Here is a 26,090-nt window from a genome sequence, read left to right on the forward strand (position 1 = left end):
GAATTAGAAAAAATGTGCTAGCAGTGAAATCTGCGAAAGGTTAGAATTAGCAATGATTTAACAATGTTGAACCGGAAAGGGGCGCTAGAGATATGGAAAGGAGACTTTCTATTTGTGAGATTCTACGTAAAGGAAAGGAAATTGTTGGACAAAATATGCAAATTTTCGGTTGGGTGCGGACTCGCCGTGATTCCAAAGCTGGAGTAAGCTTTGTTGAAATAAACGATGGTTCATCGGTAAGAAATCTGCAAATTATTCTAGATCATGCTAAATTTGGTGATCCTAAGTCTTCTGAACTTTTTTCCCGGCTTCATACTGGATCATCCATCATGGTGGAAGGAGTAGTTACACCGTCGCCGGCTAAGGGACAGGAAATAGAATTCGTTGCTTCTCGAGTGGAAATTTACGGCGAAGCGGATCCATCGACCTACCCGCTTCAGAAGAAGCGCCATTCCTTTGAGTTTTTAAGACAAATTGCTCATCTTCGCCCTCGCACGAATACCATATCTGCGGTAATGCGTTTGCGGAGTGCTCTGAGTTACGCAATTCACGATTTCTTCAAAAAACGTGGGTTTTACTATATTCACACTCCTATTATTACAACCAGCGATTGTGAAGGGGCGGGAGAAGTCTTTAGAGTAACCGCAAGTAAAGATGGTGAAGAAGAATTCTTTGGACGTCCAACCTATCTCACGGTAAGTGGACAACTTCAGGCAGAAATTTACGCTCTCGCTCTCGGCAAGGTTTATACCTTTGGACCTACCTTCAGAGCCGAGAATTCCAATACCAGAAGGCATCTTGCCGAATTCTGGATGGTTGAACCGGAAGCAGCCTTTTACGACCTTAATGATGACATAGCTCTTGCCAAAGAATTTATCACTGTCATGATTGAGGCTATGTTTGTAGAATGTGAAGAGGAGCTTGCCTTTTTCCAGCGTTTTATAGACGAGCACCTGATGGATCGGTTGAATAACGTGCTTAAGAAGGGATTTGAGATTATTTCCTATACAGAAGCGATAAAGATGCTTTCTCAGCACAGTAAAGAACTAGAAGTGGTGCCTTCCTGGGGTGATGATCTGCAATCCGAGCATGAACGATTTCTTACTGAAGTGTTGGTTAATGGCCCTTTGGTGGTGATTGACTATCCAAGATCTCTTAAGCCTTTTTACATGCGTGTAAACGAGGATGGCGAAACCGTTGCAGCCATGGATATTCTGGTTCCAGCCGTAGGAGAAATTGTAGGTGGATCTCAACGAGAGGAACGCCTTGATGTGTTAATTGAACAAATGCGTCTTAAGGGAATGCAAATCGAAGGTTACGAGTGGTATCTTGATCTTCGCCGTTACGGATCTGCTCACCATGCTGGTTTTGGTCTGGGATTGGAACGGTTTATTCAGTTTCTCACAGGTATTCAAAACATTAGAGAAACCATCCCGTTTCCTAGAACTCCCGGGCATGCTCTTTTTTAGCTTTTCTCACTTTTTGGACTATCAAGTTCCAAAAGGTGTGTTAGTTTAAAATTACAGATTTTAATTATTTTCATGGAGGTTCTAAAAATGTGCACTCATCAAAAAATTATGTGTCAGTGCGGGTTAGGCGTGGCGTATTTGTTCTACCGTGACGACATTCTTCCTGAGGAAACAGTGGTCAGTATTTACTGTCCCGCCTGCAGCCATATGACTGAGTGGGATCCTTCTTCAATGATTCGGGATGTTGGTTGGATCATCCAGTATGATATGGACGTAGCGCGATTTTATCTTAAAAAGAAAGGCATTGTTTATAGGGATGATCAGGTATCTCCAGAATTTGTTTTCTTTGAAGATTACTGTTCATGGTATGGGTTGACCCCTACCGATATAGAAGAGAATGCGCATCTTGCAAAGGAGCTCGAAGATCTTAAGCGGCAAGACCTTCGACTATATTTTGAAACTTTTAAAAAACGTCGAATTAACCGTGTTAATGAATTGAAGGCTCAAGGATATTTGAAGGCTCTTAGAGCCTAGCTTTAGTTGACAAATGAAAGGTTAGAGAAATTATGGCTGTTCAGCCAAAAGCCTTGTCATCAAAGGAACATCTTGTCCCGCTAACCTTGTATCAATTGACGCCGCGAACGAACTGCGGCGACTGTGGACTGGCTTCCTGCCTTGCTTTTGCTACTCAGGTCGTAAAAGGAGAAATTCCGGTTGATGAGTGTCCTCATTTAGATCCACAGGTTCGAGAAAATGTTCGAGCAAAGGTGGCTTCACAGCTCGGAGAAGGCTTTGGCCTGAAAAAGGAAGATTTTCAAATCGCTCTGGATTATCTTTTTGAAGAACTAAGAAAGATCGGCCTTGATGATTGCTCTCGACGCTGTGACTTGCCTGTAGAAAACCGTGGGGGAGAAAAAGGGCTTATCCTTCCTTTCCTTAGCTTCAAGCTTTGGGTTACCGAACATGATATTAGCGTCATGGACTCCGAAATTACGCTGGATCCGTGGGAGAAGATCTTCTGTCTTAACTATTTAATTCGTAAACACGGAAAACCTTCAGGAGAATGGGTGGGACTGGAAAGTATTCCGGGATCGGTATCTAAGGCAAGAAATGTTCGAATTTACTGCGAAAAGCCTCTTGGAGAACTAATCAGCGGCAGAATGGAAGAATTTACCGGGCGAGTTAAAGACTTGGGAGCAAAAATCGTTAAAGAAGAAAGTGCCGATCTGTGCTTGCAGTTCGACATTTTCCCTGAACTTTCTATACGCATTCTTTTCTGGGACGCTCAACCTGAGGACGGATTTGAAGCCCGGGTGAAGTTTCTCTTTGATAAAAATGTGCTTGAGATTATCGATCTTGAAAGTTTATGGTTTGCCTGTCAAAAACTTACTGATCGAATCATTAGTGTTGCCAAGAGTGAAGGGGCTTAACAATTGATGGCGGCATGGAAAGCAAAGGATTATCAAGGAATCCTTTTTGTTGGTGATCCCCATGTGGCATCTTTTGCGCCTGGTTACAGACGGGATAATTATCCGGAAACCGTCATTGAAAAGCTATCTTTTGCTATGAACTATGCACGGCAACACAATCTTATGCCTGTAATTTTGGGCGATCTTTTTCATGTTCCAAGAAATAACCCGAATTACCTGCTCGTGGAATTGATCCGCCTTTTCAAACCACTTATTCCCTGGGTCTTGTTGGGAAACCACGACAAACATGAGGCTCGCTTTACTCCAGATGTTTCCATTGCCGTGCTGGAAGAAGCCGGAGTTATCAGGCTCATTAAAGATGACGGTCCTGTGGATGTTGTATCCGTTTGTGGACGTTCAATACTTTTAGGAGCTTCCCCTGACTGGACTCCCCTTCCTGCCGAAGTTTCCGAAGATGATCGAAGGAAGTGTGATTTGGTTGTGTGGATCAGTCATCATAACCTTCTGTTCGATGAAATTATTGAAGACACGCCCGGCCCTCAACCTAGAATAAAGGGCTTTGATCTTCGAGAAATTCCCGGTGTCGATGTGGTTGTGAACGGCCATCTTCATAAACCTCGCCCGCCAGTTCAAAAGGGTAAAACTCTGTGGCTTAACCCCGGAAGTCTTGTAAGAATTATAAGGAGCGCTTCAATTAAAGATGTAAAACCTTCAATTACTGCACTTTTATACAATGGTGAACAGCCCTATTTTGAAACTATTGATGTGCCACACAAACCTTTCGAAGAAGTCTTTTATCCCTTTCCTGAACCAGGAGAATTTTACATAGAAACGGTTGATGGAGAATCAAGATTTATCCGTGGGCTCGAAAATCTAGCTCTAAGAAGAACCGCCGAGGGCATCGGGTTGAGACAATTTTTAGAGGTTAATCTGAATATGGCAGATCCTGTGGACAAAGAAATCTGGGAGCTTTATCAGGAGGCGGTAAGCAATGAATCGAAGTGATGATGAAATCTTAAAAGAACTTGAAGCGCTTAAAGCTGAATATGCAAAACTTGATAAAAAACGAATTGAAACGGCGACTCATCTAAAAAGTCGCGAGGAGCAATTGAAGGAACTAAAGGCAAAAGCCGAGGCTACTTACGGAACCAGTGATTTGAATCAATTGCGAGATCTCCTTGAAAAATGGAGGCGTGAGAACGAAGAAAAGGTAAAGCTTTACCGGGAACATATTGAAGAGATCAAGGAAAAGCTAAAAGAACTTGAAGGCGGGAACGAAAGTGGACGTTAGAAATGCAACTCTAAACGAACAGGATGAAATTTTTCAAGCTGCTGAAGAAGTTCGCCAGCGATTTAATATTCTTAAGAGCGATTTAGAGAATTATCGCCGAAAATGTGCTGATCTGGAGCAGGAACTTCAGGAAATAAACGGTTTTCTTGAACTTCAACCATACATCGCAGACCGTCTTGAGAAGCTTTCGCTCAAGGTATTTGTAGAAAGGTTAAGGGATGTTGAAGAAAATCTATCCTACGCTTTGCAAGATGTGCTAGGGCAAGATTTGAAAGTTAAATCTGATGTAGATGTAAAACACGGTAAAATCTGGATCCAGTTTTATGTTGAGCGAGACGGGCATAGGGAAGATATTCTTCGAGGCCAGGGTGGTTCAGTCTGTAATATTCTATCCGTGGGGCTTCGCCTAATAGCTTTGTCACAACTTGATGAAAAACATCATAGAAGGTTCGTTGTTCTGGATGAACAGGATTGTTGGCTGAGACCGGATCTTGTTCCTCGGTTTATGAGAATCATTCACCGCATAGCCGAAAAATTGTCTTATCAGGTGCTGGTAATAAGCCACCATGATATAGATCTATTTCGAGATTACGCAGACCGTATTTATAGGTTAGTTGTAGATGATGGAAGCGGCAGCGTGAGGATTCAACAGATTTTTTAGGTTTTGGTGCAAATTGTTAACTGTAGTTGGGGGCTTGTCTAATGAATGAGAAGCGTAGAATTACCGTAGGGCTTGGAATTCGCTGGTTTGGTGTAATTATTTCGGCTTTGCTTTGCCTTTCATGTGCTGCAACGATGGATTCTGGTTATTACGGTGGGGAACAGCGGTATTATCCTTCCTATCCCAGACCTGGAATGGTTCCTCCTAAGCAGTTTATTGATGAAACTGCTAACATGATGAGTCAGGCTGAGCGACTGGAAAAGGAAGGGAACGTCGCTGAAGCGGCAAATCTTTACTACAGAATTGCCACATCTTATCCAGGAAGCACTGTGGCTCCAGTTGCTTTGGATCGCCTGGGACAGATTATGTTACAGCAGGGAAGATGGCACGATGCCGCTGTTTATTATCTCTATCTCGTAAACAATTACCCACAATGGAATGGAGTGGGAGAGGCTTACTATAGCCTTACAAAAGCTTTTCTAATGGAACGAAGAGTCCGGGAAGCAATTGATGCTGGTAAAAAAGTATCTGACGTTGGGAAAAGGAACTTTGTTCTTGGCATTGCAATAAGTCAGGACGGAAACATAAGGAAAGCTGTGAATTATCTTAATGCGGCTTTGCAGCAGCCCAGTATGAGAGTTCCTGACGAAGCGGCTGATGCTATGGTTTTTATGAGCAAATCGCTTGATGAAAGGCAACTTAGATCGATATTAGCTGATAAGAACTCATCACCGGATTTAAGGCTTTTTGCTCAGGCTAGTCTTGGAAAGCAACTTATGGATACTGGCCGTGTGGCAGAAGGCAAAGAACTTCTGAGAGCGACGGTCGAAAGTGCAGGAGCGGGACATTACCTTGCTTCTGCTTTTCAAAAAATTTCTGGTATGGCTCCAACTGTTGCAACTCAACAGCCGGTTCGTCCCAGCGAACCGTTAAACGTTATTGTGGGTGAACCGGGTGATCCCAGAAGAATAGGGCTTATGGTGCCTCTTAGTGGTAGCGCCAGTGGGTATGGGTATCAGGTCATGAGAGGGGCATCGCTTGCTGTGGCGCTGTGGAACGAACAACACCCTGATGATCCGGTTGAATTGATCGTGCAGGATACACCTCCCGAAGCTCAATCAACTCTGAAAGGTTTTGAAAAACTCGTCAACGAAGACAAAGTTATTGCCGTAGTTGGTCCTATGAGCCGTCAGGGAGTGGAGGCATTAGAAAGCACAGGACAACCTTTACCTGCTCTTACCTTTGCTCTTGTTCCTGGTGATTCAACAGGAGGAGGATCATTTGTTGTTAAATTCCTTCCCGATGTCCGATCTGTAGTTGATCGAATTGCCGATTATGCTGTAGGAACTCTTGGCTACAAAACCTTCGGTATTTTTTATCCCGATGAAAGTTTTGGTCGGCAGACCAGGGATGCTTTCTTACAAGCTGTTCAGGCAAGAGGTGGACAGGTAGTTGCTCAGGCATCATACTCTCCGGGAACGACTAATTTCAAAAACTTTATTGATAAGCTTTACGGGGAAAAGAAAGAAGGAAAGACTGTTCTTGATACCCCTCCCTTTCAGGCTTTGTTTCTTCCCGATGACTTGAAGACCGTCTCACTTATTGTGCCTCAACTGGTGCAAGCTAATTTGGTAGGGGTTACTTTTATAGGTTCCCATTTGTGGGATAATCCCAAGTTTTCAAGTCTTTCGGGAGGGTATCTTGATGGAGCCTACTATGTGACGCCCTATTTTAACCAGGAAACCAGTGAAGTTTTTTCGGCTTTTAAGTCCAGGTTTCAGGCGATGTATAAATCTTTACCCCAATTTTTAGAAGCAGCGGGATACGATGCTGTTACAATTATTTTGCAGATAAGACATCGTGCTGAAAAAACCAGAGCAGGGCTCATGCTAGCAGTTCAACAGGGGTTTGCACCTTCCGGAAGCATTACAGGAGTTAGAAAAATAGATCCTTACGGAGTTGTTGATAGATCTTACAAAGTGATAACCGTAAAGGGATCGGAACCTGTTAAGGTATCAGAATAATTGAGGTTTGCTTCAGAAATAGACTCCCAGATTTATTGACGGCTTTACACGGAGCGGTTATGGCTTGATGGGAGGGATTTAAAAAATGAAGAAAGTGTTTTTTTGTCTGATAACAACTTTCTTTGCTATTTTTGTTGTTTCATCGGCTTTTGCGATAGAGCAGGCACAAAGGATAAGCGACAGAGAAATAATTGAACGACTCACGAAAGTCGAAACAAAACTTGAAGAAAACCAGAAAGCAGTTTTGCAAAGAATTGATGATCTCGAAAAGCGTTTTGAACAGCGGTTTGAAGAAATCGACAAACGTTTTGAAGAGATGAATAAACGCTTCGATCAACGTTTTGCGGAGATAGATAAACGTTTTGAAGAGATCAACAGGCGTATTGATCAACGTTTTGAAGATCTTAACAAACAACTTGATCGATTGACAGCGGTATTTACGGCTATTGTTGTAGCCGTTATAGGATTTGCATACTGGGACAGAAGAACTATTATAAAAAAGGCCAAAGAAGAGGCTCTAGCTGAACTCAGGAAAAAAGACAAATCTAAAGATCTTATTAATGTCCTCCTTGAACTTGCCAAGACTGACGACCGTCTGGCAAAGGTTTTGAGGCAGTTCAACATCTTGTAGAACTTTGAAAATATCTGGCCTGGTTTAAGCGTCAGTTTTTCATGGGAGGTATTGATGAAGAAAGTAATTTTCTTCCTTATTTTGCTTGTATCGATGGCCTTTTTTGTCTGTCCCGGTTTTGCGATAGAACAAGCAGAAAGGATAAGCGACAGGGAGATAATTGAACGACTCACGAAGGTCGAAACAAAACTCGAAGAAAATCAGAAAGCCGTTTTGCAAAGAATTGAAGATCTTGAGAAACGCTTTGAACAGCGTTTTGCGGAGATCGACAAGCGTTTTGAAGAAATAAATAGACGTTTCGAAGATCTCAACAGACAACTTGATCGGTTGACGGCGGTATTTACGGCTATTGTTGTAACCGTTATAGGATTTGCATACTGGGACAGAAGAACTATTATAAAGAAGGCTAAAGAAGAGGCTCTGGCTGAACTCAGGAAAGAAGACAAATCCAAAGATCTTATTAATGTCCTCCTTGAACTTGCCAAAACCGACGACCGTCTGGCAAAGGTCTTGAGACAATTTAATATTTTGTAAACTGTGATGTGTTTGAGAAATATGGTAGCCTTGCAAAAAATGGCTGGTTGCTTTATTATAAAAACGCTATTTTGTTTCTCTATATTAAAAATAACATAATTAGGAAAAGAGGTGGCGTAGGTCACCTCTATGATTTGTGGCTTTCCCAAAATTCCGCCTGCTGGGGCATTGGGAAAGCCCGGAAGGGCGGATGATAAATACCCCAGCCTCAAACTATGCAAAATGCGTAGTTTGAGCAATCAAGCGTGAAGATGCCCATTTACGAATACGAATGCACAAGTTGCGGTAAGATCACTGAGGTAATGCAGAAGTTTTCCGATGCACCCCTTACAACTTGCCCTTCCTGTGGGGGATCGCTCAGAAAGCTTATCTCTCTCAGCACGTTTCATCTAAAAGGAACTGGATGGTATGTGACAGATTATGCTCATAAATCCCAGGGTTATTCGCCATCCAAATCTAAAGAGAAAGATTCGTCGACTTCTTCGTCGGGAGAAAGCTCCTCTTCGTCTAAAAGTTGTTCATCCTGTGGGGATTAAGTGTTGAAAAAGATTTTTTGAAGGCAAATTGGGGCAGCTTTTTTAAATTGCGCGCTGCCCCTTTTTGTTTATCAGCTAAGCATAGACCATACTTCGTCTGCAAGACCAATTGATCTAGTGGCTTCAAATAGTTTGATAGCCTCTTCGTAAACCTGCCAGGTTATCCGTTCCTTGTATTCTCTACCAATGGCGTTTAGTTTAGCTACAAATACTTTGTTAGCTTTTTTAATGTTTCCACCGACATTTCCTGTTTCTTTTGCCCATGCCCAGATTTCTTCCCATAGTTCGTCGGGAATGCCACGATAGGGTCTTTTTATATAGCCCTTATCTTCGGTGGTTATAGCGTTTCCGTTTTCGTTCATGGCAAATCCAAAGGAAATATTTTGCCAGAATGTGCCTACATTGCCCTTACGAATACCATAATTTATAAAAGAAGAGATTTTTTCCAAGGAAGTGCCAGTAATACCGTGTTGAGCAATATCCACAGACCAGGGTTGAATAGCCTTCCAAATCTCAAGCGTTAAATCAAGCTGGATACCTTCTTTTGCCGTGCCAAAATAGGTTCCGTGGATTGATCCATTGTTGATTGCAAGCAAATCTGGATGAATGCCTCTTTTGACCAGTTCCCTGATGAACCATTCGGCTTCGTCAGGCTTAGTGAATCCTTCAGCGCTGCCGCTCTTGGCTCCAATTTCTCCAAGTTCCACTTCAAGACAAAAACCAGCTTCCACTATTGGTTTGGCGAGTTCAGAAGTCGCTTCAAGGTTGAGTTCATTTTCCATGTGAGATGCATCGATAGCAAAAGATGTGAAACCTGCTTCCATTTCTTCCCGGATGAGCGCTCTTACCCCTTCTTTCTCGCCCGGGTTTTTCACCGTGATATGATCTCCATGAATGGCGAAAGGCACGTCGGTGTTTCCCAGCCTCTCATTTTCTCGAATGATGAATTCCACAAAAGATGCAGGTGTGAAATCTGTATAACCCAGTTCCGACTTTGCTATTTCATACATAACCGGAGCTTTTGTTGCCATGGATGCTCGCACAAGACCTTCAACGGGAAGACGACATCGAATATTTGCTGCCATAATCATGGTTTTATTTTTCCTTGCTGCTTGAATAAGAGCTTTTCCGTTTACAAGTGGAACAGAGCAGGAAGGAAAACGCTTTTTGACATTGTCTGGACGAACATCTTTTTTCATGGTTAAACCTCCTTCGTTAAAGTCTTCCCAGATGGACAATCGTATTCGCTATCCCGTTCGGTCTTTACTTTAACAAGAATCAGTAATTTCTAAAAGTCTTTAGGCTCATCTTACGCCATATATTATGTGTCAGATTAGGAATTTTTTTAGCCTTTGTTTTGGTATTTGTTAAGTTAAGTATGTCGAATAGAAAGAACTCCAAAAAATCCATTTGGAGATTTTTTACCATAAAACTTCATAGGTATTGAGGGTTGTTTTATGGGGACATGTAGATTTTGTAATAAAACACATCCGGAAATATCTTCAGAATTAAGCCTCTGTGCATACTGCATAAGACAAAAACCCGAGGATGCCTTAGCGGTTGCGGCCGAGGTTCATAAAAGTTCAAGGAAGAAGTTTCGACTGCTAGCAGTTCCCCCTAAAACCCTGGGAGGTGTTGCCTGCAAAGTCTGTCTTAATGCCTGTGTTATTGGCGAAGGAGAGCTGGGATATTGTGGTCTCAGGAAGAACATCGGAGGAAAACTTTCTCCTGAATTCGAACTTGGAAAGCTATCTTTTTATCACGACCCTCTTCCTACAAACTGCGTTGCAGACTGGGTTTGCCCTGGTGGCACAGGCAGTGGATATCCTAAATACGCTTACAAAAGAGGCCCGGAATACGGCTATAAAAATCTGGCGATATTTTTTCACACTTGTTCTTTCAACTGTCTTTTTTGTCAGAATTGGCACTTTAAGGAGGAACTTCATTACGGTAGGCTTTTTGCTCCTGAAGATATGGGTTTTTTGCTGGATGAAGCTACGTCCTGCATCTGCTTCTTTGGCGGCGATCCAAGTTCTCAAATGCCTTTTTCTATAGCTTTTTCAAAGTTTGCGCTGGAAAAAAGAAAGGGGAAAATACTAAGAATATGCTTTGAAACCAACGGTTCTATGAATGAAAAACTGTTGGACGAAGCTTTTGACCTTGTGCTTGAATCCGGAGGCTGCATTAAGTTCGATTTAAAAGTCTGGGATGAAAATCTCCATAAGGTTCTTACTGGTCAGTCAAATAAAACCACATTGAAAAACTTTGCAAGACTTGCAGAAAGAATAAAAGAAAGACCTGAGCCTCCTCCACTTGTGGCAAGCACTCTTCTTGTGCCAGGTTATGTGACCGAAGAAGAAGTAGAGAATATCGCCAGGTTTATAGCCGATCTTAATCCAGATATTCCCTATGCTCTTCTTGCTTTTTATCCTCAGTTCTACTTCCACGATCTTCCCGTAACGAGAAGAGAGACAGCTCTTAGATGCAAAGAAGTGGCAATCAGGACAGGACTAAAAAATGTAAGGCTTGGGAATATACACCTGCTACGGTAAGGATGGTAGCCCACTCTGGTTAAAGCCGGTTAAGTATCTGGAAAATTCCCTCATTTTCGGCTTTTTGCCCTGTTCAGTTCTATTTACTTTACCAGCCCTATAGCCTTTGCCAAAAACTCCAGGGCATTCTGGTTTAAGAAGATTATCGTGAAAAACAATATCACGAACATTATGGTGAACTTACGGTCTAATCGGGTTATCTCCGTTTCTATCTTGCCAAGGAGTTCAATTTTGACTTTTTCTATCTCGCCTGTTAACTGAATCTTCACGTTCTCAAGTTCTAACTTTGTAGGCACTTCCCTGAGCAGTTCGGTTTTCAGTTCTTCCTTTGTCTGATGCCACTTGTTTGTTATTTCATTGCCTATTACTGACTCGAGAGACTTTATTACTGTTTTGGCATCTTCCTTTCCGAAAATCTTCTCAAACACCTCGTAAATATCTAATGGCAGTGTGACCGGCATATAGCCTCCTTAAGTTGTCTTATGCCAGGCTAAATCCCTTCAATCTTTCATCATAAGGCTATCTTCCATAAATAATACAACCTCCTTGCATGAAACATAGCAAACGTTAGTCATACAAACAACTATAAAGGAAGAACGGCAAATATTCCGAATAGAAGATAATCCTGGAATGATCTCAAGAAAAGTTGACATTATAGACCGTAGGCGGTTAGATTTGAGCGTGAAAAATATCTCGTTTAGCATCCTTGAAGGATCTTTGAAACCAGAGTTTTATTAGCCATTACCCGCATTAAAGACTCCATGAAGGAGGACACCAATGCATCACGACGTCCCAACAATTACCGAAGATGGCCGCCTTATGATAAAGAAAGCGGCGGCAGACGGTGTGGAAACCGTATGGGATCGTTACCAGGCTCAGCTTCCCCAGTGCGGCTTTTGCGAACTGGGATTAAGCTGCCGAAACTGTGTCATGGGTCCTTGCCGTATAGATCCCTTCGGCGAAGGACCCCAAAAGGGTGTTTGTGGAGCCGATGCCGACATTATAGTCGCAAGAAACCTTGGACGGATGATTGCCTCAGGATCAGCATCCCATTCCGATCACGGAAGAGACCTCGTTGAGGTGCTCCGTAGCGTAGCAGAAAATAAAGCCCCAGGATACAGAATCTCCAGCGAGGAAAAGTTAAAAAAGGTTGCCGTAGAACTTGGCATAAATGCCGATGGAATGAGCGTTAACGAAATAGCTTTGAAGCTAGCCGAAGCCCTTGAAGAAGACTTTGGCACTAAAAAGCGAGAAGTGTCTTTTGTTGCCAGAGCCCCCAAAGACCGACGTGAACTCTGGGCAAAACTTGGCATTACCCCACGAGGCATCGACCGGGAAGTTGTCGAAATGATGCACCGCACTCACATGGGAGTGGATAATGACTGGATAAGTCTGCTACTTCACGGCCTTAGAACTGCTCTTGCTGACGGCTGGGGTGGGTCTATGATCGCTACCGAAGTTTCCGACATCCTTTTCGGTGTGCCAAAACCCGTCCCGTCCGAAGTCAACCTTGGAGTGCTTAAAGAAGATCAAGTCAATATCATTCTTCATGGACATAATCCTCTTGTTTCCGAAATGATCGCTCAGGCGTCGCAGGATCCCGATCTGATTGCTCTTGCCAGAGAAGTCGGTGCCGCAGGGATCAACCTTGCAGGGCTATGCTGCACGGGGAACGAACTCCTGATGCGTCGTGGCATTCCCATGGCCGGTAACCACCTTATGACCGAACTCACCATAGCCACCGGAGCTGTGGAAATGGTGATCGTTGACTATCAATGCATTATGCCATCACTCGGAACTGTTGCTACCTGCTATCACACCAAGCTGATTTCCACTTCCGATAAAGCAAAATTCCCCGGAATGACACATAAAGAGTTTCATCCTGAAAACGCTCGAGAGCTAGCTCGAGAAATTATCAAAGAAGCTGTTGAAAATTTCAAAAATCGCATCCCCGAAAAAGTCTTCATCCCCGTAAAGCCTGTTAAAATCTTTAGCGGCTTTAGCGTGGAATCGCTACTGGATGCACTTGGTGGCTCTCTGGATCCTCTGGTTGACGCAATTAAATCTGGAGCCATAAAAGGGGCTGTCGGTGTAGTTGGATGCAATAATCCCAAGATTAAACACGACTATGGTCATGTGACTCTGACGAAAGAGCTTATTAAAAATGACATTCTTGTTGTAGATACGGGCTGTGCGGCTGTGGCTCATGGTAAAGCCGGTCTTAAACAGCTCGAAGCAGCCCGTCTCGCCGGCAACGGTCTTAGAAAAATCTGCGAAGCGCTCTCCATTCCTCCTGTTCTTCATGTGGGAAGCTGTGTTGATAACGTGCGGATTCTTGTCCTTGCGGCGGCTTTAGCAAATCATATCGGTGCCGATATGTCCGCTCTACCTCTTGCTGCTGCAGCCCCTGAGTGGTATTCCGAAAAAGCGGTTTCTATAGCCTGTTATGCCGTAGCATCTGGTATCTTCACAGTCCTGGGTGTAACACCGCCTGTGCTTGGAAGCCGTAACATCGCAAAACTTCTGACCGAAGACCTTGAAAAGGTGGTAGGAGCAAAATTTGCCGTGGAACCAGATCCTCAGAAGGCTGCTCGCTTGATTATAGATCACATTGCGGCAAAACGGGTAGCTCTGGGACTTTCGGCTTAGCGGAAAAAACAAGGAATATTGCCCAAGGAGCAAAGAATGACAAAAAGTCCTTATTCGAAATGGCGCCTTTTCATTGATATTGCAAGGGGTAAAGAAAAGGCGGAGAAGTGTTTCCGAAACGTTAAGATTGTTAATCCGCTAACCGGTCAGATTGAAGAAACAGACTTTGCCGTGCACGAAGGAATTATTGTAGGTTGTGGGGATTACGATGCTCATGAAAACATTGATTGTCGAGGTTCCTACGCCTGCGCCGGGTTCATTGAAGGGCATATTCACATAGAAAGTTCTCTTCTAACTCCCGAAGGTTTTGCCGAATCGGTTGCTCCTTGGGGAACAACAACCGTTATTGCCGACCCTCACGAAATTGCCAATGTATGCGGAACCGAAGGGATTTCCTATGTGTTAGATGCGGCTAGATTGGTTGCTCACATCGTTGATATTTTTGTGATGCTTCCGAGCTGTGTTCCTGCATCACCGCTGGAGACATCCGGAGCAAAACTTGATGCGGTGGATTTGTTTGATCTTGCCCGCGATGAACGAGTGCTTGGGCTTGGCGAACTGATGAATTTCCCTGGTGTTTTATCCGCTGATAAATCCATATGGGAAAAGGTATTTCTTTTTAGCGATTGTTCAATTGATGGGCATTCTCCCTTTCTTTCTGGCAAAGACCTTAATGCCTATATTCTGGCGGGAGTTCAGTCTGATCATGAATGCACAAGGCTTGAAGAAGCTAGAGAGAAACTTTCGCGTGGAATGTGGATTATGATTCGGGAGGGAAGCCAGACTAAAGATCTGGAAAATCTCATCAGTCTTGTGGACGATACCACCTGGCATCGCTGTCTTTTTGTAAGCGATGATAGACATCCCGATGATCTTTTAAGACTGGGGCATTTGAATATTCAGGTGAACAGCGCAATGGAGTTGGGCCTTTCTCCCGTAAGAGCTCTTACTCTTGCTACCTGGACGCCGGCTCTGGCTTTTGGGTTGAAAGATCGGGGAGCGATTATTCCGGGAATGCTTGCAGATTTTTCCCTGAGCCCGACTCTTAAACCCTGGGTGCCGGAAAGAGTCTTCAAGCGAGGTTGTGAAGTCGCAAGAAATGGAAAACTCATTGAAGCCTGTTCTGTTAGAGCACCAAAACCACAGAGCCCGATGAAAATAGATATTGTGACGCCGTCTTATTTTGCCGTAAAAGCTCAGGGATCCCATATCCGGGTCATTGGACTTAAGGAAAATTCCATTGTAACCGAAAGCCTCATTGAACCTGTAACCGTGAGAGATGGGATGGCAGTAAGCGATCCCGATAGAGATATCCTCAAGGTAGCTGTCTGGAATCGCTATGAGCCGGGAACATTACCAGTTGTGGGATTTTGCAAGGGACTTGGGCTTAAACGTGGGGCTTTAGCTTCCACGGTGGCTCATGATAACCATAACCTGATAGTTGTGGGAACATCCGATGAGTTGATGGCAGTTGCGGCTGAGGCTTTGAGGAAGGTCTGTGGAGGCTTGGCAGTGGCTGCATCTCCTGACGATGTCCTGATCTTGCCTCTCGAAGTAGCAGGACTCATGACTGACGCACCACTCGAAGTTGTTGCTCATCGCCTAGAAGAACTTAAGGAAAAAGCTCGTTTGCTCGGATCTTCTATGGAAAACCCCTTTATGGCACTCTCTTTTCTTGCTCTTCCTGTTATCCCCTTTCTTAAAATCACCGATCGGGGGCTTGTTGACGTAGAACAGTTTTCCTTTGTGCCCCTTTTTGTGGACTAGAGCGGGTAATCTCTCACCATAAACCGTCCTTTTTTCTTTACTCGCTTCAGTAGAACATAAAATGCTCCTAGTCCACCATCACAGGCTCTTGCTGATGAAAATGCAAGCACAATGTTTTTCAAAGGATACTGAGTAAGCCATCGAATAAGCCCTTCTTTTAAGACTGGTTTTTTTTCAGCGGAATTGAGTCCTCGACCTGGTATGATAAGCACACATCGATCGCCTCTCATGTAAGCTCTTTCCAGAAAAGTGATGACCCTGGTCTGAGCCTCTTTTTTAGTGTATCCATGCAGATCGAGATAATCCTGATAGCTGAATTCCCCGCGGCGTAACTTGCGAAGGACCTGATAGGGAAGTCCCTGAACAGCGCCTTCCACATATTCATCAGTGTAGTATAGATCAAAGGTTGTGCTTCCAGAACCAGAAGCTAATTCCAAAAGTTCAGCATAAGCTTCCATTTCAGAAACCATGAAGTGCTGAGGAACTTTGTTAGTTGGCCTAGGGGGAGGAATACGTTCGCCTTCGGCATCATTTTTAGGTAGAGGTTTAACGTCTTTCATCGCTTCAGCAAAGAGAAACTCTTCACTCATCTCTTGCATGGGATGCTCGATTGTGATTTTATTAGCGGCGTCTTTCGATGGTTTTTTTACTTCCAGAAAGACCTTGTTTTTTAATTTTTCAAACGGGGTGTAAAAGGGACTTGAAGATAATGGATGCGGATCACTTTTCCCGTGATTTTTCTTCTTGTGTTGGCTCATCGGCTGTTTCTCCTTTCTCCATAGATTGCATTGAAGTCATCACAACCGATGATGCTTTGAGCCATCTCGTTGTAAGCCTCAAAGGCGAACGGCAACTTGCTGTTGATACAGAATCCAACGGTTTTTACGCCTACCATGAAAAAACCTGCCTTATTCAGCTTTCCAACGGGGTGAAGAATTATATCATCGATCCACTTTCTGTAAAGAATTGTTCACATCTCACGGAGCTTTTTTCGGATCCCAACATAGAGAAAATCTTGCACCATGGCGTTAATGACATTTCGGGTTTGAAGCATGATTTTGGGCTTTCCTTTGTAAACATTTTTGATACTTCTGTGGCTTGTCAGCTTGTCGGTATCAAACGCCGTGGACTTGCGTCTCTGCTATCACTCTATTTCGGCATATCAATCAACAAAAAAGGACAGCATTATGACTGGTCTCGCCGCCCTCTTGATAAAAATTTGCTAATCTATGCAGCGGTGGATGTGTTTTATCTAATTCCTTTAGCTGAAAAGTTGAAGAAGGAACTCAAAAAAATCGGTCGTCTTGAAAAAGCCTGGGAACTTTCCCAGGCTGTTGCATCCCGTATTGTTCCGAAGCGCCGATTTTCAGTCAACGGTTACCTACACATGGACTGTTATAAGGAACTCGATGAACGGGATAAAAAGATTGTTCGTAGGCTTTACCGGCTTCGGGATGAATTTGCCAGGCAGTGGGACAGAGCTCCCTTCAGAGTCTTAAGTGATGATACTATTTTCAGGATAGTCTCTGTTAAACCTTGCACGTTTGAAGAACTTGAGAAGGTGAAAGGTGTTCCTGCAAGGTTACAACGTGGGCAGTTTGGAAATATGATTCTCAAGATAGTACAGGAAGGAATCTTATGAAAATCCCAAAACCAGATTCTCGTATAAGACTCAGAAGCGTTTACAAAGCCTACCGCTACGATCAGGATAAAACTCGCTCCCCGGAAGATACAATTGCCTGGGTAAAAGAACGATTCCGTCTCTCAGGATTTGATATTCTTGCTCAGACTCTTCGCATTGATACGGGACGGTTGGGCATACCTGTTTACATAAGTCGCTGCGGAACCGATGCAATGACTATTATTGGAACCAGAAAGCAGATGGGAAAGGGGGCTACGCCGGCTCAGTCTGAAGCAAGTGCTTTGATGGAACTTGCTGAACGTTTTAGTTTCTTTTCCTACATAAAAGAACATCCTCGCATTGAAGCTACTTGGAAAGAAATTGCTGATGACGCAATTTCTGTAAAACATTTCCTTATGTCTATCCATGATGATGTGACAGATGAAGATTTAGCCAGGGCTTTTCTCGAAACGGTTCCCTTGAGATGGGTTCCTGCTTTGAATGTGGCAGAAAATCGTAGCCAATGGGTGCCGTTGGACTGGTTTTATCTTATTAATGAATATAACGGTCCTGCCGCTGGTAACACCATTGAAGAGGCTATTATCCAAAGCCTTTGTGAGGTAGTAGAGCGGCATGTCGGGACGGTAATAAGTTTTGGCGAGCTTCCAACTCCCCTGATAGATCCAGAAACAGTTCAGTCAGAGGCTGGAAAAGAGCTTTTAAGAAAGTATAGAGCCCAGAATATTAAATTATTCCTTCGGGATTTTTCTATGGATACAGGAATTCCGTCAGTTGGAGTTCTTGCCTATGATCCAGCTACATTCCCCAAAAGAAGTGAGATTGTATTCACAGTTGGCACAACAACTCATCCTGAAACATCTCTTTGTAGAGCTCTCACGGAGGTGGCTCAGCTTGCAGGCGATTTTCAGAATCGCACATCTTACAAGCCAACCTTTCCAAAATATCAATCTTTAGATGAAGCGTCCTACCTTACAACCAGCAACGGTGTTCCTGTGGTTTCTCTTTCTAGTCTTCCTTCTGTAGCTCACGATGATCTTTTGATAGAGATTACTCGAGCCGCGGAAGTTCTTAAAAAGCGAAAAGGATGGGATATCTTCGTAGTGAATATTACTCATCCTATACTTGGCGTTCCAGCCGTTTATTCTATTATTCCGGGAGCTCACTTTCTTGACCGTGCTACAGGAACAGATTTTCCACAACATATGGCTAGAACTCTTTTACTTGGGCTTGATCCGCAAGAAGCTTCAAATTATATTAGATACCTTATAAGAGTTTTTGGAAGGCGATATGACCTTCTATTTTTTTGTGGTTATGCTGAAGCTCAACTTGGAGCCTTTAAAGATGCACTGGAACTATACGAACAGGCTTTGGTGGAAGCGCCCTCTCCTTCGGCTGAAAAAGCAAGTATTATGATAAATATGGCATCCTGTTGGAAAGATCTCGGGGATTACAATCAGGCTCTTAGATGCCTTGAGTCTGTTGAACAGGAAGCTTATATTTTAAAGGAATTCCATCATCTGAAGGGGGTGTGTTATTATCATCTGGGGTTGTTTGAGAAGGCGATTGAGTGTTTTGAACGGGCTATTGAAATAGATCCAGGTTCTGCAATTGACTATGCAAATATTGCATCGAGTCTTAGAAAACTGGGGCACGAGAAAGAGGCGGTAGCTCTTTACCAAATGTCTCTCGAAATGGATCCTTCTCTGGAATTTGCCAGGAAAGCTCTAAAAGAACTAAGCGAACACTGTTACTGGGATTAGTTCCGGCCAAATAAGATAACAGCAAATCTATCAGATCTAGATGAATAAATGGTGGTGATGGCAATAGCTTTTTATTGGATATTGTGTTTTGGGAGCCTGCTGAATGAATGTTTACAACAATATTAGAAAATCTCTAGAAACTAGCAGAAATAGAATTGGAGCTACCCCTGAAAATGCTCAGAAGCTCAGAATAAAGCGGTTCTTTCTGGGCTTCTTGTCATATACAGTATTATGGGGTGTGATTATTAGCTGCTATTTCTGGGGCATATTCAGGCTGACACTTGTTCAAACAATTGCTTTTATTTTGTCCAGCCTGGTACCTAACGCCATATTCTACTGGATGTTTCGAACTGGGTTCAATAAAAGATTCAAAGACCCTAGTTTAACCCAGCTTCAGATTGCTGTGGGTATTGTGTTTGCTGGAATTACTATCTATTTAATGAATGCTTACCGTGGAATCGTTCTCATTATGTATTTCATTGCCTTCATATTCGGGGTTTTCAGGTTTGATAGGCGGCAGTTCCTGTTTATGACTTTTTTTGCTGTGACAACCTATGGGATAGCTATATCCGCTTTGTGGTTAAGCCATCCAGAACTTGTGGAGTTGAAATTCGAGATACTCCAGGGTGTCACGCTGATTTTTACATTAGTTTGGTTTTCCTTTATTGGGGACTATATAAGTTCTCTCAGGAAAAAACTTATTAAAGGTTATGCTGAAATTTCTATTGCCTATAGAAGACTGGAACACCTGGCTCGACATGACTACCTTACCGGTGTGTTTAACCGCATGGGCATTATGGAGTTTCTTGAACTGGAAATTGAAAGAGCTAACCGCTACGGTACTACTTTTTCAGTTTGTATTGCCGATATTGACTGGTTCAAACGTATAAATGATACTTTTGGACATGCCGTTGGAGACTCAGTGTTAAAAGCTTTTGTGGATATCTTGTCTTCATGCACAAGAAAAACAGATGTTGTTGGGCGTTATGGAGGAGAAGAGTTTCTTATCGTTTTGGCTGAAACACCTCTTGAGTTTGCCACGGTTTGTTTGGATCGGTGTAGAATGGAAATTGAGGAAGCATCCTTTCCTGGATTGCCGGAAGATTATCGAGTGACAGCCTCTTTTGGGGCAACTGAATATCTGCCGGGAGAAAGTATTGACAATTTGCTATCGAGAGCGGACAGGGCGCTCTACAGGGCAAAGTTTTTAGGTAAAAACAGAGTTGTCGCTATAATCCCAAACGATGATGAAAATGAGACTGTTATCCCCTCTGCGGAGCGGTCTTTATGATAAACTTTTCAGAAACTGTTACCGAGTATGCCAAAAAAATAGAAGGGGTTCTTGAAACTGTTGCTAATCAGGGATTAATAGCCACTGAAGAGCTATCTTCATGGATTGATCAGCTTAAAGCTATACAGGATGCGATCTCCGGACGTGTTGTTCGCATAGCCGTAACAGGAGCAGTCAAATCTGGAAAGAGCACTCTTGTGAATGCCCTTTTAGGTGAGGATTTACTGAAACGTGGTGCTGGTATAGTGACATCCTGTGTGACTCGCATCCGAACCACCAGGGACGAAAAGGGTGGCTGGGCGGAATTTAAATCCTGGAAAGAAATAAATAGTGATATTACAAAGACTTACTGTGGGTTGAGGTTGTTAGACCAGGAAGACTTTCCTTATAGAGACAAATTGGAAATAAGGAGCAAATCTGATCGAGATCTTATAAAAAGGCTTCTAGAACAACTTAGAAAGTCACAAAGTTTGGGAAGGCTTTCTTTCGATCCATATAGCATGATGCTTTATAGCTACCTTGAAGGTTATGAGTATTTTGAAAATATGCTTGATACTGATACTCCGGTGAGGCGCCTTTTTAATGAACTCAGTCTTCCCGAACATCAAATTTATGTGAGTTCAGAACATCTCTGGGTTTTTACGAAGGACATAAAACTCTTTTTCCCCACGCCATGGCTTAGAGAAAATGTGGAAATTGCCGATTGCCAGGGGGGTGATTCTCCCAATCCGGCTCATTTTGCGCTCCTTCAAGACTACCTTGTTCGTTGTCACGGCGTAATTTATGTGATCCAGAGCAGAGTGGGGCTCCGAAATGCCGATTTTAGAATATTGGGCTTAATAAAGAAATTGGGACTTATGCCCATGACCGCAGTAGTGATTAACATGGACATGAGTGAACACGAGTCACGGGACGATTTTGAAAGACTAAGAAATAGAATCAAGGATGAACTGGGCTGGTTTGGTCAGGATGTGCCTGTTTACGCTGTGGCGGCACTTCCGGAAATGGTGGCGACTGTAGGGGAAGGGGCTAACCCTTTGGAACGAGAAAGAACCCTTTTTTGGGCAGAAAGAATTCCTGAACTTTGCGACCTTTCGAGGAGAGAATTAGGAACCCTTAAAGAGCATATCCAGCGAATGGTGGACTCCAGCACTGAAGAACTCCTTAACGGATGTTGCTCCCGACTTTTTTTTCTCGCGACGCAGATGTGTAACGCCTTTCAAGCGCGTATCCAGATGTTCAGTATGGATGTTAAAGAACTGATTTCAGCCGTTGAAGATTTAGCAAAATGTCAGGCTGTTTTGAAGGCGACCCTGGATACTTTTGAGAGGGCAGTTGCGGAATTTGCTGTTTCGGCGGTTAATGATGCAAGATATGAAGTTTTACGATTCTTTGATCCCGAAAAGAGCCCTCTAGTTGGAGAAGTCCTGGATGCAATAGATAGCTATCAATGTCGGGCTGGGGAAGATATAAGTGATCCTAGACATCTTCCGCAAAAGCTTTACGAATTTTATATAGAGGTAAGAAATGAACTTGCTCGAGTTGTTGCCGAAAAAGCTCATGGCATAATCGTTGAATTTTCTAGAACTCAAGAGCGAGCCATATACGAAAAATTAAGACAAATCTTTCAAACCTTCATGTCGGTTTTTAAAGTGGCCTTTGATGGATACCAGAAAACTTTTTCTGAGAAGTTGGGTTTTGAAATAAAAGCTATATCTTACGATCTTCCTAAGGATTGGAAAAATCTGCATGATCTTTACCCTCCTTCTCTTGGTTTATTTGTTCAAGAGCAAGGTTTGGGGATGGTTACCCTTTTAGTTAAGTTCGGTCTTGGAAAAGCCATTGATACTCTTTCCAGTCTTCGAGATAAGTTGGGACGTCGTCGTAGCAGTAAAAGGCTTAAAGGTTCTTATAGAAAAGGATTCCGGAGCGAAGCTGAGCAGCTTGTAAAAAGTGAAGTGCGGGCGGAGATGCTTGATGCCTTTGATTGGTATGCGGACAAATTTATGAAGGAATACCTTTTCCCACTTATTGATAACGGCATAATCTGGCTGATTCGTGAGATACGGCTTAGAGTCGAAACATCGATGATCGATTTCCATCACGTAGTTGAAATGAGCCGCCTCCGTAGCGAAGAGCGAGATCAGCAGATAAAAATTCTGGAAGATGCTACAGAACGGCTTAAAGAGCTTTCTTTAAATCTGGCTACAAAATTAAAGGATTCCGGTTAGATCCGAAGGGATGGTTATTTTGAGCAAGTTCACAGTTTGATGTTATTCGGAAATTATCCCTTATTTTGGATTTTTTTAACTCCCTATGTTTTGATGACGTTGAAACAGGATCGTTGGAGTAGAGCCTCATGGGTAGGGGCATGGCATGCCATGTCCCTAAGATAGGTCAACCGCGATGGTTATCAGCGCGATCTTTTCCGAACATCCTTTCTCAGTTTTGAGTTCTACAAAATTTTTAGAACGCCCTTGTTATAAAATCTAGTTTAAGTGAGTTTATCACCTTCGTCTGTTTAATTTATGCAACACTTTCCTTCCAGATTGCTTCATTGCAACACATTATTTCAAGCCCCCAGAGATAACCCCGTAGCAAACTATTGCATAATGCAACGATTTTGATGTGTGTTTTGAGTTTGTAACCTAATTGTTCAATGATCACAGGATCTTAATCTCGGAAATATTTTGGGCACGATTCTTGAGAAAGACACAGGTGGATGATGCCTTAAGGCTAATGAATAGACAGTTTATAAGGAGGAGAGAATATGGCAAGAGAAAATGTAGCGAAGAATCATTTACTTAGGAAGGTTATAGGTTATGGAGTCCTGACCGCAACTCTGTATGCTGCTGTGTTTTTGAATTCTACGACAATCTTAAAATTATGCGCCAAAGGTGGGATTTACGCAGCTTTTCCAATAGCTATAGCTTTTGTGTTTTCCTTTGCTCACGGTGCTTTCGCTAACTATCTTTGGCAGTTTCTCGGAATTGAAGCTTTGAAGCAGCCTAAAGTGGAAGCCGAAAAGGTGGCAGAAGTGGCAAAGAGGCCGGAGGTCAGGAGAAGACCAAGAATTCAGGCATAAACATAAAAGAAAGGAGATGGAAATATGCAGGACTTGTTTAATAGTGCAAACTTCATTGATTTAGATGTATGGGCGATTTTATTCCTGGTAATAGTTGGGTTTATTGGTGGGCTGGTCAGCGGTTTTATCGGTTCTGGAGGAGCCTTTGTGCTTACTCCTGGTATGATGAGCCTTGGAGTTCCAGGATCAGTGGCTGTAGCAAGCAATATGTGTCATAAATTTCCTAAGGCTTTGGTTGGAGCTTACAAACGCTGGAAATATGGCCAGGTGGATATCAAGCTTGGACTTGCGATGGCTCTTTTTGCTAGCGTTGGTGTGCAAGTGGGGATAAAGATTCAGCATATGGTGCTCGAAAAATGGGGTAAAGCCGGTTCTAACCTTTATGTGAGTGTTGCTTTTATAGTTGTTCTTCTTACCGTTGGAGGCTATGTGCTGTGGGATGCCTACAAAAGCATTAGAGGTAACAACATAACCAAAGTTCAGGGAAGCTCTTCCCTTGCTAAGAAGCTCCAATCCATATATCTTCCGCCCATGATTCACTTCAAAACAGCTAATGTGCGAATTTCTCTCTGGGTGGTTCTTCCTGTGGGATTTGCAACCGGTATGCTTGCAGCCACCATTGCCGTTGGAGGCTTTATCGGTGTGCCTGGCATGATGTATGTTATCGGAGCTTCGAGTCTTGTGGCGTCTGCGACGGAACTTGTCGTTGCTTTCTGTATGGGACTTGGAGGTTCAATAAACTGGGCGATACACGGCATGATTGATATTCGTCTTACCCTTCTTATTCTCCTTGGGTCGCTTTTGGGTGTTCAGTTGGGAGCTATTGGCACCACTTACGTCAAGGAATACATGATTAAGGTTGTTATGGGCACCATTATGTACATAGTGGTTATAAGTAGGTTTTTTGCTGTTCCGCGATATCTCACGCAGTTGAATCTTATTTCTATGCCTGAAAAGACCCTTAAGATTCTTGACATAGTTAGTTTTCTATTCATGTGCCTTGCCCTTTTGACTGGAGCTGTAATAATTCTTTCGAACATGTGGATTGCGAGAAAGCGAGCTATTAAAGCAGCGGAGGAAGCGGCGCATCAAGTGGAAGAAGTTGCCAGCACTGCCTAGTGACTTTGCTACCCTTCCATCATAACCCCCAAGACCCCGGCGGGAGCACAACGTAGTTCAATGCTCCCGCCTTATAATTTAACCGTTATCTCTTTAGATCCTTGAGCAAAGTTCAAAAATATTTAAAAACAAAAATGGTAATAAAAAGAAGGCCATTGTGAGGTGCCCAAATGATCAAAAAAAAACCCAGGTTTGCCCTGAACATTCGCCAGAAGGTCGTTTTAAGCTTTATTTTTTACGCTCTGGTGGTTCTCACCATAGGTTATTATTCGTACACTAACTTGGAAAGAATCGAACATAAAATTGTATTTTTGGAGAAACTCAACGAATTAAGCAGTGCCGCTCTTGAAATGCGTCGGTATGAAAAAAATTATCTTTTATACCAGTCTGCTGAAGCTCTTGATGAAATGGCGGCTTATATGAAACGAATAGAAGAGATTATTGGTGAAATCACACCTTTTGTTGGAACCCTTGACGTATCTAAAATGGTCGAAGAATTGCGGTCGGGATTTAGCAACTATAAAGCAATAGCTGAACGCATAAATGGTAAAAAAGCTCTGACAGAAGATGAAGTAGATCAATTGAGAAATCAGGGTAAAAGACTTATTTCTTCTATTGAAGCAGCCGTAACTCAAGAAAGATCGAAAATCTTTGCGATAATAAGGTTCCTTAAAACTCAGTTGCTTGCTGTTCTTGGAATTGCAGTAGTTATTGGAGTATTCATTGCCAACATGATTGCCGTGAAAGTTATACGACCTCTTAAAGAAATAGAAAAAGCTACTCTAGCTATCGCAGAAGGCAACCTTGATCAGCTTCCTGTGCCGGAAACCCGCGATGAAACTAGAAATGTTATTGAGGCCTTTAACAGAATGCTAAGAGAACTAGACATGAGGCAGGATGAGTTGATTCAGGCAAAAAAACTTTCCTCCCTTGGAATTTTAACATCCGGCGTTGCTCACCAGCTAAATAACCCCCTTAACAACATTTCAACCACTGCACAAATTATCCTTATGGACATGAATCAGATGCCTCAGGAAACTTTAAAGTCCATGATAATGAATATTGAGAAAGAAACTCGGCGCGCTCAAGATATTGTGAAGGGACTCCTGGAGTTTTCTCGAGCCAAACAGTTCTCCATTGTGCCTACTCATCTGAAGAGCCTTATAAACAAGACGATACAGCTTATGGCCAGTCAATTACCTACGCAGATAAACATAGTAGTGGATGTGCCAAATGATCTTACAATACCCATGGATCCACAACGGATGCAACAGGTTTTTCTTAACATGATAACCAATGCTGTGCAGGCTATGGAGACATCGAAGGGGAAAATAGAAATTATCGCCAAAGTTGACCCGGAAAGCGACAAAGCCGTAATTAAGATACGGGATACTGGAAAGGGGATCCCGAAGGAGCATATTGGCAGGATCTTTGATCCGTTCTTTACCACAAAGGAAGGATCATCGGGCACAGGGCTTGGTCTTTCTATTGCTTATGGAATTGTGAAAAAACATAGAGGATCTATAGAAGTTACAAGTGAGGTAGGCAAAGGAACGGAGTTCACCATCAGGTTACCGCTAACCAACAAAGAAACTTCATAAATTATTCGTAATGTGATAAACAATGAAATACTGAGAGATTTGTGTGAA

General features: G+C 43.0%; 23 protein-coding genes. 20 read left to right on the plus strand and 3 right to left on the minus strand.

From position 1 onward, the window contains the following. Positions 1–92 precede the first annotated feature (92 nt). The 10 genes from asnS (at position 93) to WHS38_04105 (ending at position 8,576) form a co-directional block, all read left to right on the plus strand. Positions 93–1,469 carry an asparagine--tRNA ligase gene (gene asnS, locus WHS38_04060; GenBank protein MEJ5300143.1) on the plus strand — a complete coding sequence of 459 codons (1,377 nt, stop codon included), beginning with the start codon at positions 93–95 and terminating at the stop codon, positions 1,467–1,469. An 87-nt stretch (positions 1,470–1,556) separates the two neighbouring features. Continuing rightward, the gene (locus WHS38_04065) at positions 1,557–2,003 is read left to right on the plus strand and encodes a hypothetical protein (protein MEJ5300144.1); all 447 of its coding nucleotides are present in this window, start codon (positions 1,557–1,559) and stop codon (positions 2,001–2,003) included. Between the two features lie 32 nt (positions 2,004–2,035). Beyond that, positions 2,036–2,899, plus strand: a complete 864-nt coding sequence (locus WHS38_04070; GenBank protein ID MEJ5300145.1) for a DUF3786 domain-containing protein — start codon at positions 2,036–2,038, stop codon at positions 2,897–2,899. Between the two features lie 6 nt (positions 2,900–2,905). Then, positions 2,906–3,904 carry a metallophosphoesterase gene (locus WHS38_04075; protein ID MEJ5300146.1) on the plus strand — a complete coding sequence of 333 codons (999 nt, stop codon included), beginning with the start codon at positions 2,906–2,908 and terminating at the stop codon, positions 3,902–3,904. After that, the gene (locus WHS38_04080) at positions 3,891–4,190 is read left to right on the plus strand and encodes a hypothetical protein (GenBank protein ID MEJ5300147.1); all 300 of its coding nucleotides are present in this window, start codon (positions 3,891–3,893) and stop codon (positions 4,188–4,190) included. The genes WHS38_04075 and WHS38_04080 overlap by 14 nt, the downstream gene beginning before the upstream one ends. Beyond that, a complete protein-coding gene (locus WHS38_04085; GenBank protein ID MEJ5300148.1) occupies positions 4,180–4,851 on the plus strand; it encodes a hypothetical protein in 672 nt (223 codons plus the stop codon). The genes WHS38_04080 and WHS38_04085 overlap by 11 nt, the downstream gene beginning before the upstream one ends. Positions 4,852–4,892: 41 nt before the next feature. After that, positions 4,893–6,875, plus strand: coding sequence for a penicillin-binding protein activator (locus WHS38_04090; GenBank protein MEJ5300149.1), 1,983 nt, complete (start codon positions 4,893–4,895; stop codon positions 6,873–6,875). 85 nt (positions 6,876–6,960) lie between these two features. After that, positions 6,961–7,506 (plus strand): hypothetical protein, encoded by a 546-nt coding sequence (locus WHS38_04095; GenBank protein ID MEJ5300150.1) that lies wholly within the window; start codon positions 6,961–6,963, stop codon positions 7,504–7,506. Positions 7,507–7,560: 54 nt separating this feature from the next. Next, positions 7,561–8,040, plus strand: a complete 480-nt coding sequence (locus tag WHS38_04100) for a hypothetical protein (GenBank protein MEJ5300151.1) — start codon at positions 7,561–7,563, stop codon at positions 8,038–8,040. A 251-nt stretch (positions 8,041–8,291) separates the two neighbouring features. Beyond that, the gene (locus WHS38_04105; GenBank protein ID MEJ5300152.1) at positions 8,292–8,576 is read left to right on the plus strand and encodes a zinc ribbon domain-containing protein; all 285 of its coding nucleotides are present in this window, start codon (positions 8,292–8,294) and stop codon (positions 8,574–8,576) included. Between the two features lie 71 nt (positions 8,577–8,647). Here WHS38_04105 and WHS38_04110 read toward each other — a convergent pair whose 3' ends face one another. Further along, positions 8,648–9,775, minus strand: a complete 1,128-nt coding sequence (locus tag WHS38_04110; GenBank protein ID MEJ5300153.1) for a class II fructose-bisphosphate aldolase — start codon at positions 9,773–9,775, stop codon at positions 8,648–8,650. 258 nt (positions 9,776–10,033) lie between these two features. On the opposite strand from WHS38_04110, the gene WHS38_04115 reads away from it, so the two are divergent. Next, on the plus strand, positions 10,034–11,128 hold the full coding sequence (locus WHS38_04115) for a radical SAM protein (protein MEJ5300154.1): 1,095 nt from the start codon (positions 10,034–10,036) through the stop codon (positions 11,126–11,128). 83 nt (positions 11,129–11,211) lie between these two features. Here the strand turns inward: WHS38_04115 and WHS38_04120 are convergent, their stop codons facing one another. After that, positions 11,212–11,589 (minus strand): hypothetical protein, encoded by a 378-nt coding sequence (locus tag WHS38_04120; protein MEJ5300155.1) that lies wholly within the window; start codon positions 11,587–11,589, stop codon positions 11,212–11,214. 316 nt (positions 11,590–11,905) lie between these two features. Between WHS38_04120 and cooS the strand changes: the two genes are divergently transcribed. Further along, on the plus strand, positions 11,906–13,777 hold the full coding sequence (gene cooS, locus WHS38_04125; protein MEJ5300156.1) for an anaerobic carbon-monoxide dehydrogenase catalytic subunit: 1,872 nt from the start codon (positions 11,906–11,908) through the stop codon (positions 13,775–13,777). A gap of 36 nt (positions 13,778–13,813) precedes the next feature. Continuing rightward, positions 13,814–15,544 (plus strand): adenine deaminase, encoded by a 1,731-nt coding sequence (gene ade / locus WHS38_04130; protein MEJ5300157.1) that lies wholly within the window; start codon positions 13,814–13,816, stop codon positions 15,542–15,544. On the opposite strand, the gene WHS38_04135 is transcribed toward ade, so the two are convergent. Next, complete coding sequence (locus WHS38_04135; GenBank protein ID MEJ5300158.1) at positions 15,541–16,302, minus strand: Smr/MutS family protein; 762 nt, start codon at positions 16,300–16,302, stop codon at positions 15,541–15,543. The two genes, ade and WHS38_04135, sit on opposite strands and share 4 nt — an antisense overlap. On the opposite strand from WHS38_04135, the gene WHS38_04140 reads away from it, so the two are divergent. The 7 genes from WHS38_04140 to WHS38_04170 all read left to right on the plus strand — a co-directional run bounded on the left by WHS38_04140 (position 16,254) and on the right by WHS38_04170 (position 26,042). After that, positions 16,254–17,186: an HRDC domain-containing protein gene (locus WHS38_04140; GenBank protein MEJ5300159.1), complete on the plus strand. Its 933-nt coding sequence runs from the start codon at positions 16,254–16,256 to the stop codon at positions 17,184–17,186. The two genes, WHS38_04135 and WHS38_04140, sit on opposite strands and share 49 nt — an antisense overlap. Continuing rightward, positions 17,183–18,946: a YcaO-like family protein gene (locus WHS38_04145; GenBank protein ID MEJ5300160.1), complete on the plus strand. Its 1,764-nt coding sequence runs from the start codon at positions 17,183–17,185 to the stop codon at positions 18,944–18,946. Before WHS38_04140 ends, WHS38_04145 begins: the two co-directional genes overlap by 4 nt. 103 nt (positions 18,947–19,049) lie before the next feature. Next, the gene (locus tag WHS38_04150; protein MEJ5300161.1) at positions 19,050–20,237 is read left to right on the plus strand and encodes a GGDEF domain-containing protein; all 1,188 of its coding nucleotides are present in this window, start codon (positions 19,050–19,052) and stop codon (positions 20,235–20,237) included. Further along, positions 20,234–22,468 carry a dynamin family protein gene (locus tag WHS38_04155; GenBank protein ID MEJ5300162.1) on the plus strand — a complete coding sequence of 745 codons (2,235 nt, stop codon included), beginning with the start codon at positions 20,234–20,236 and terminating at the stop codon, positions 22,466–22,468. The genes WHS38_04150 and WHS38_04155 overlap by 4 nt, the downstream gene beginning before the upstream one ends. A gap of 539 nt (positions 22,469–23,007) precedes the next feature. Beyond that, on the plus strand, positions 23,008–23,322 hold the full coding sequence (locus WHS38_04160; GenBank protein ID MEJ5300163.1) for a hypothetical protein: 315 nt from the start codon (positions 23,008–23,010) through the stop codon (positions 23,320–23,322). Between the two features lie 24 nt (positions 23,323–23,346). After that, on the plus strand, positions 23,347–24,441 hold the full coding sequence (locus WHS38_04165; GenBank protein ID MEJ5300164.1) for a sulfite exporter TauE/SafE family protein: 1,095 nt from the start codon (positions 23,347–23,349) through the stop codon (positions 24,439–24,441). A gap of 170 nt (positions 24,442–24,611) precedes the next feature. Beyond that, positions 24,612–26,042: an ATP-binding protein gene (locus tag WHS38_04170; protein MEJ5300165.1), complete on the plus strand. Its 1,431-nt coding sequence runs from the start codon at positions 24,612–24,614 to the stop codon at positions 26,040–26,042. Positions 26,043–26,090 lie beyond the last annotated feature (48 nt).

Source organism: Thermodesulforhabdaceae bacterium, assembly GCA_037482015.1.
In the GTDB taxonomy this organism is placed as follows: Bacteria; Desulfobacterota; Syntrophobacteria; order Syntrophobacterales; family Thermodesulforhabdaceae; genus JAOACS01.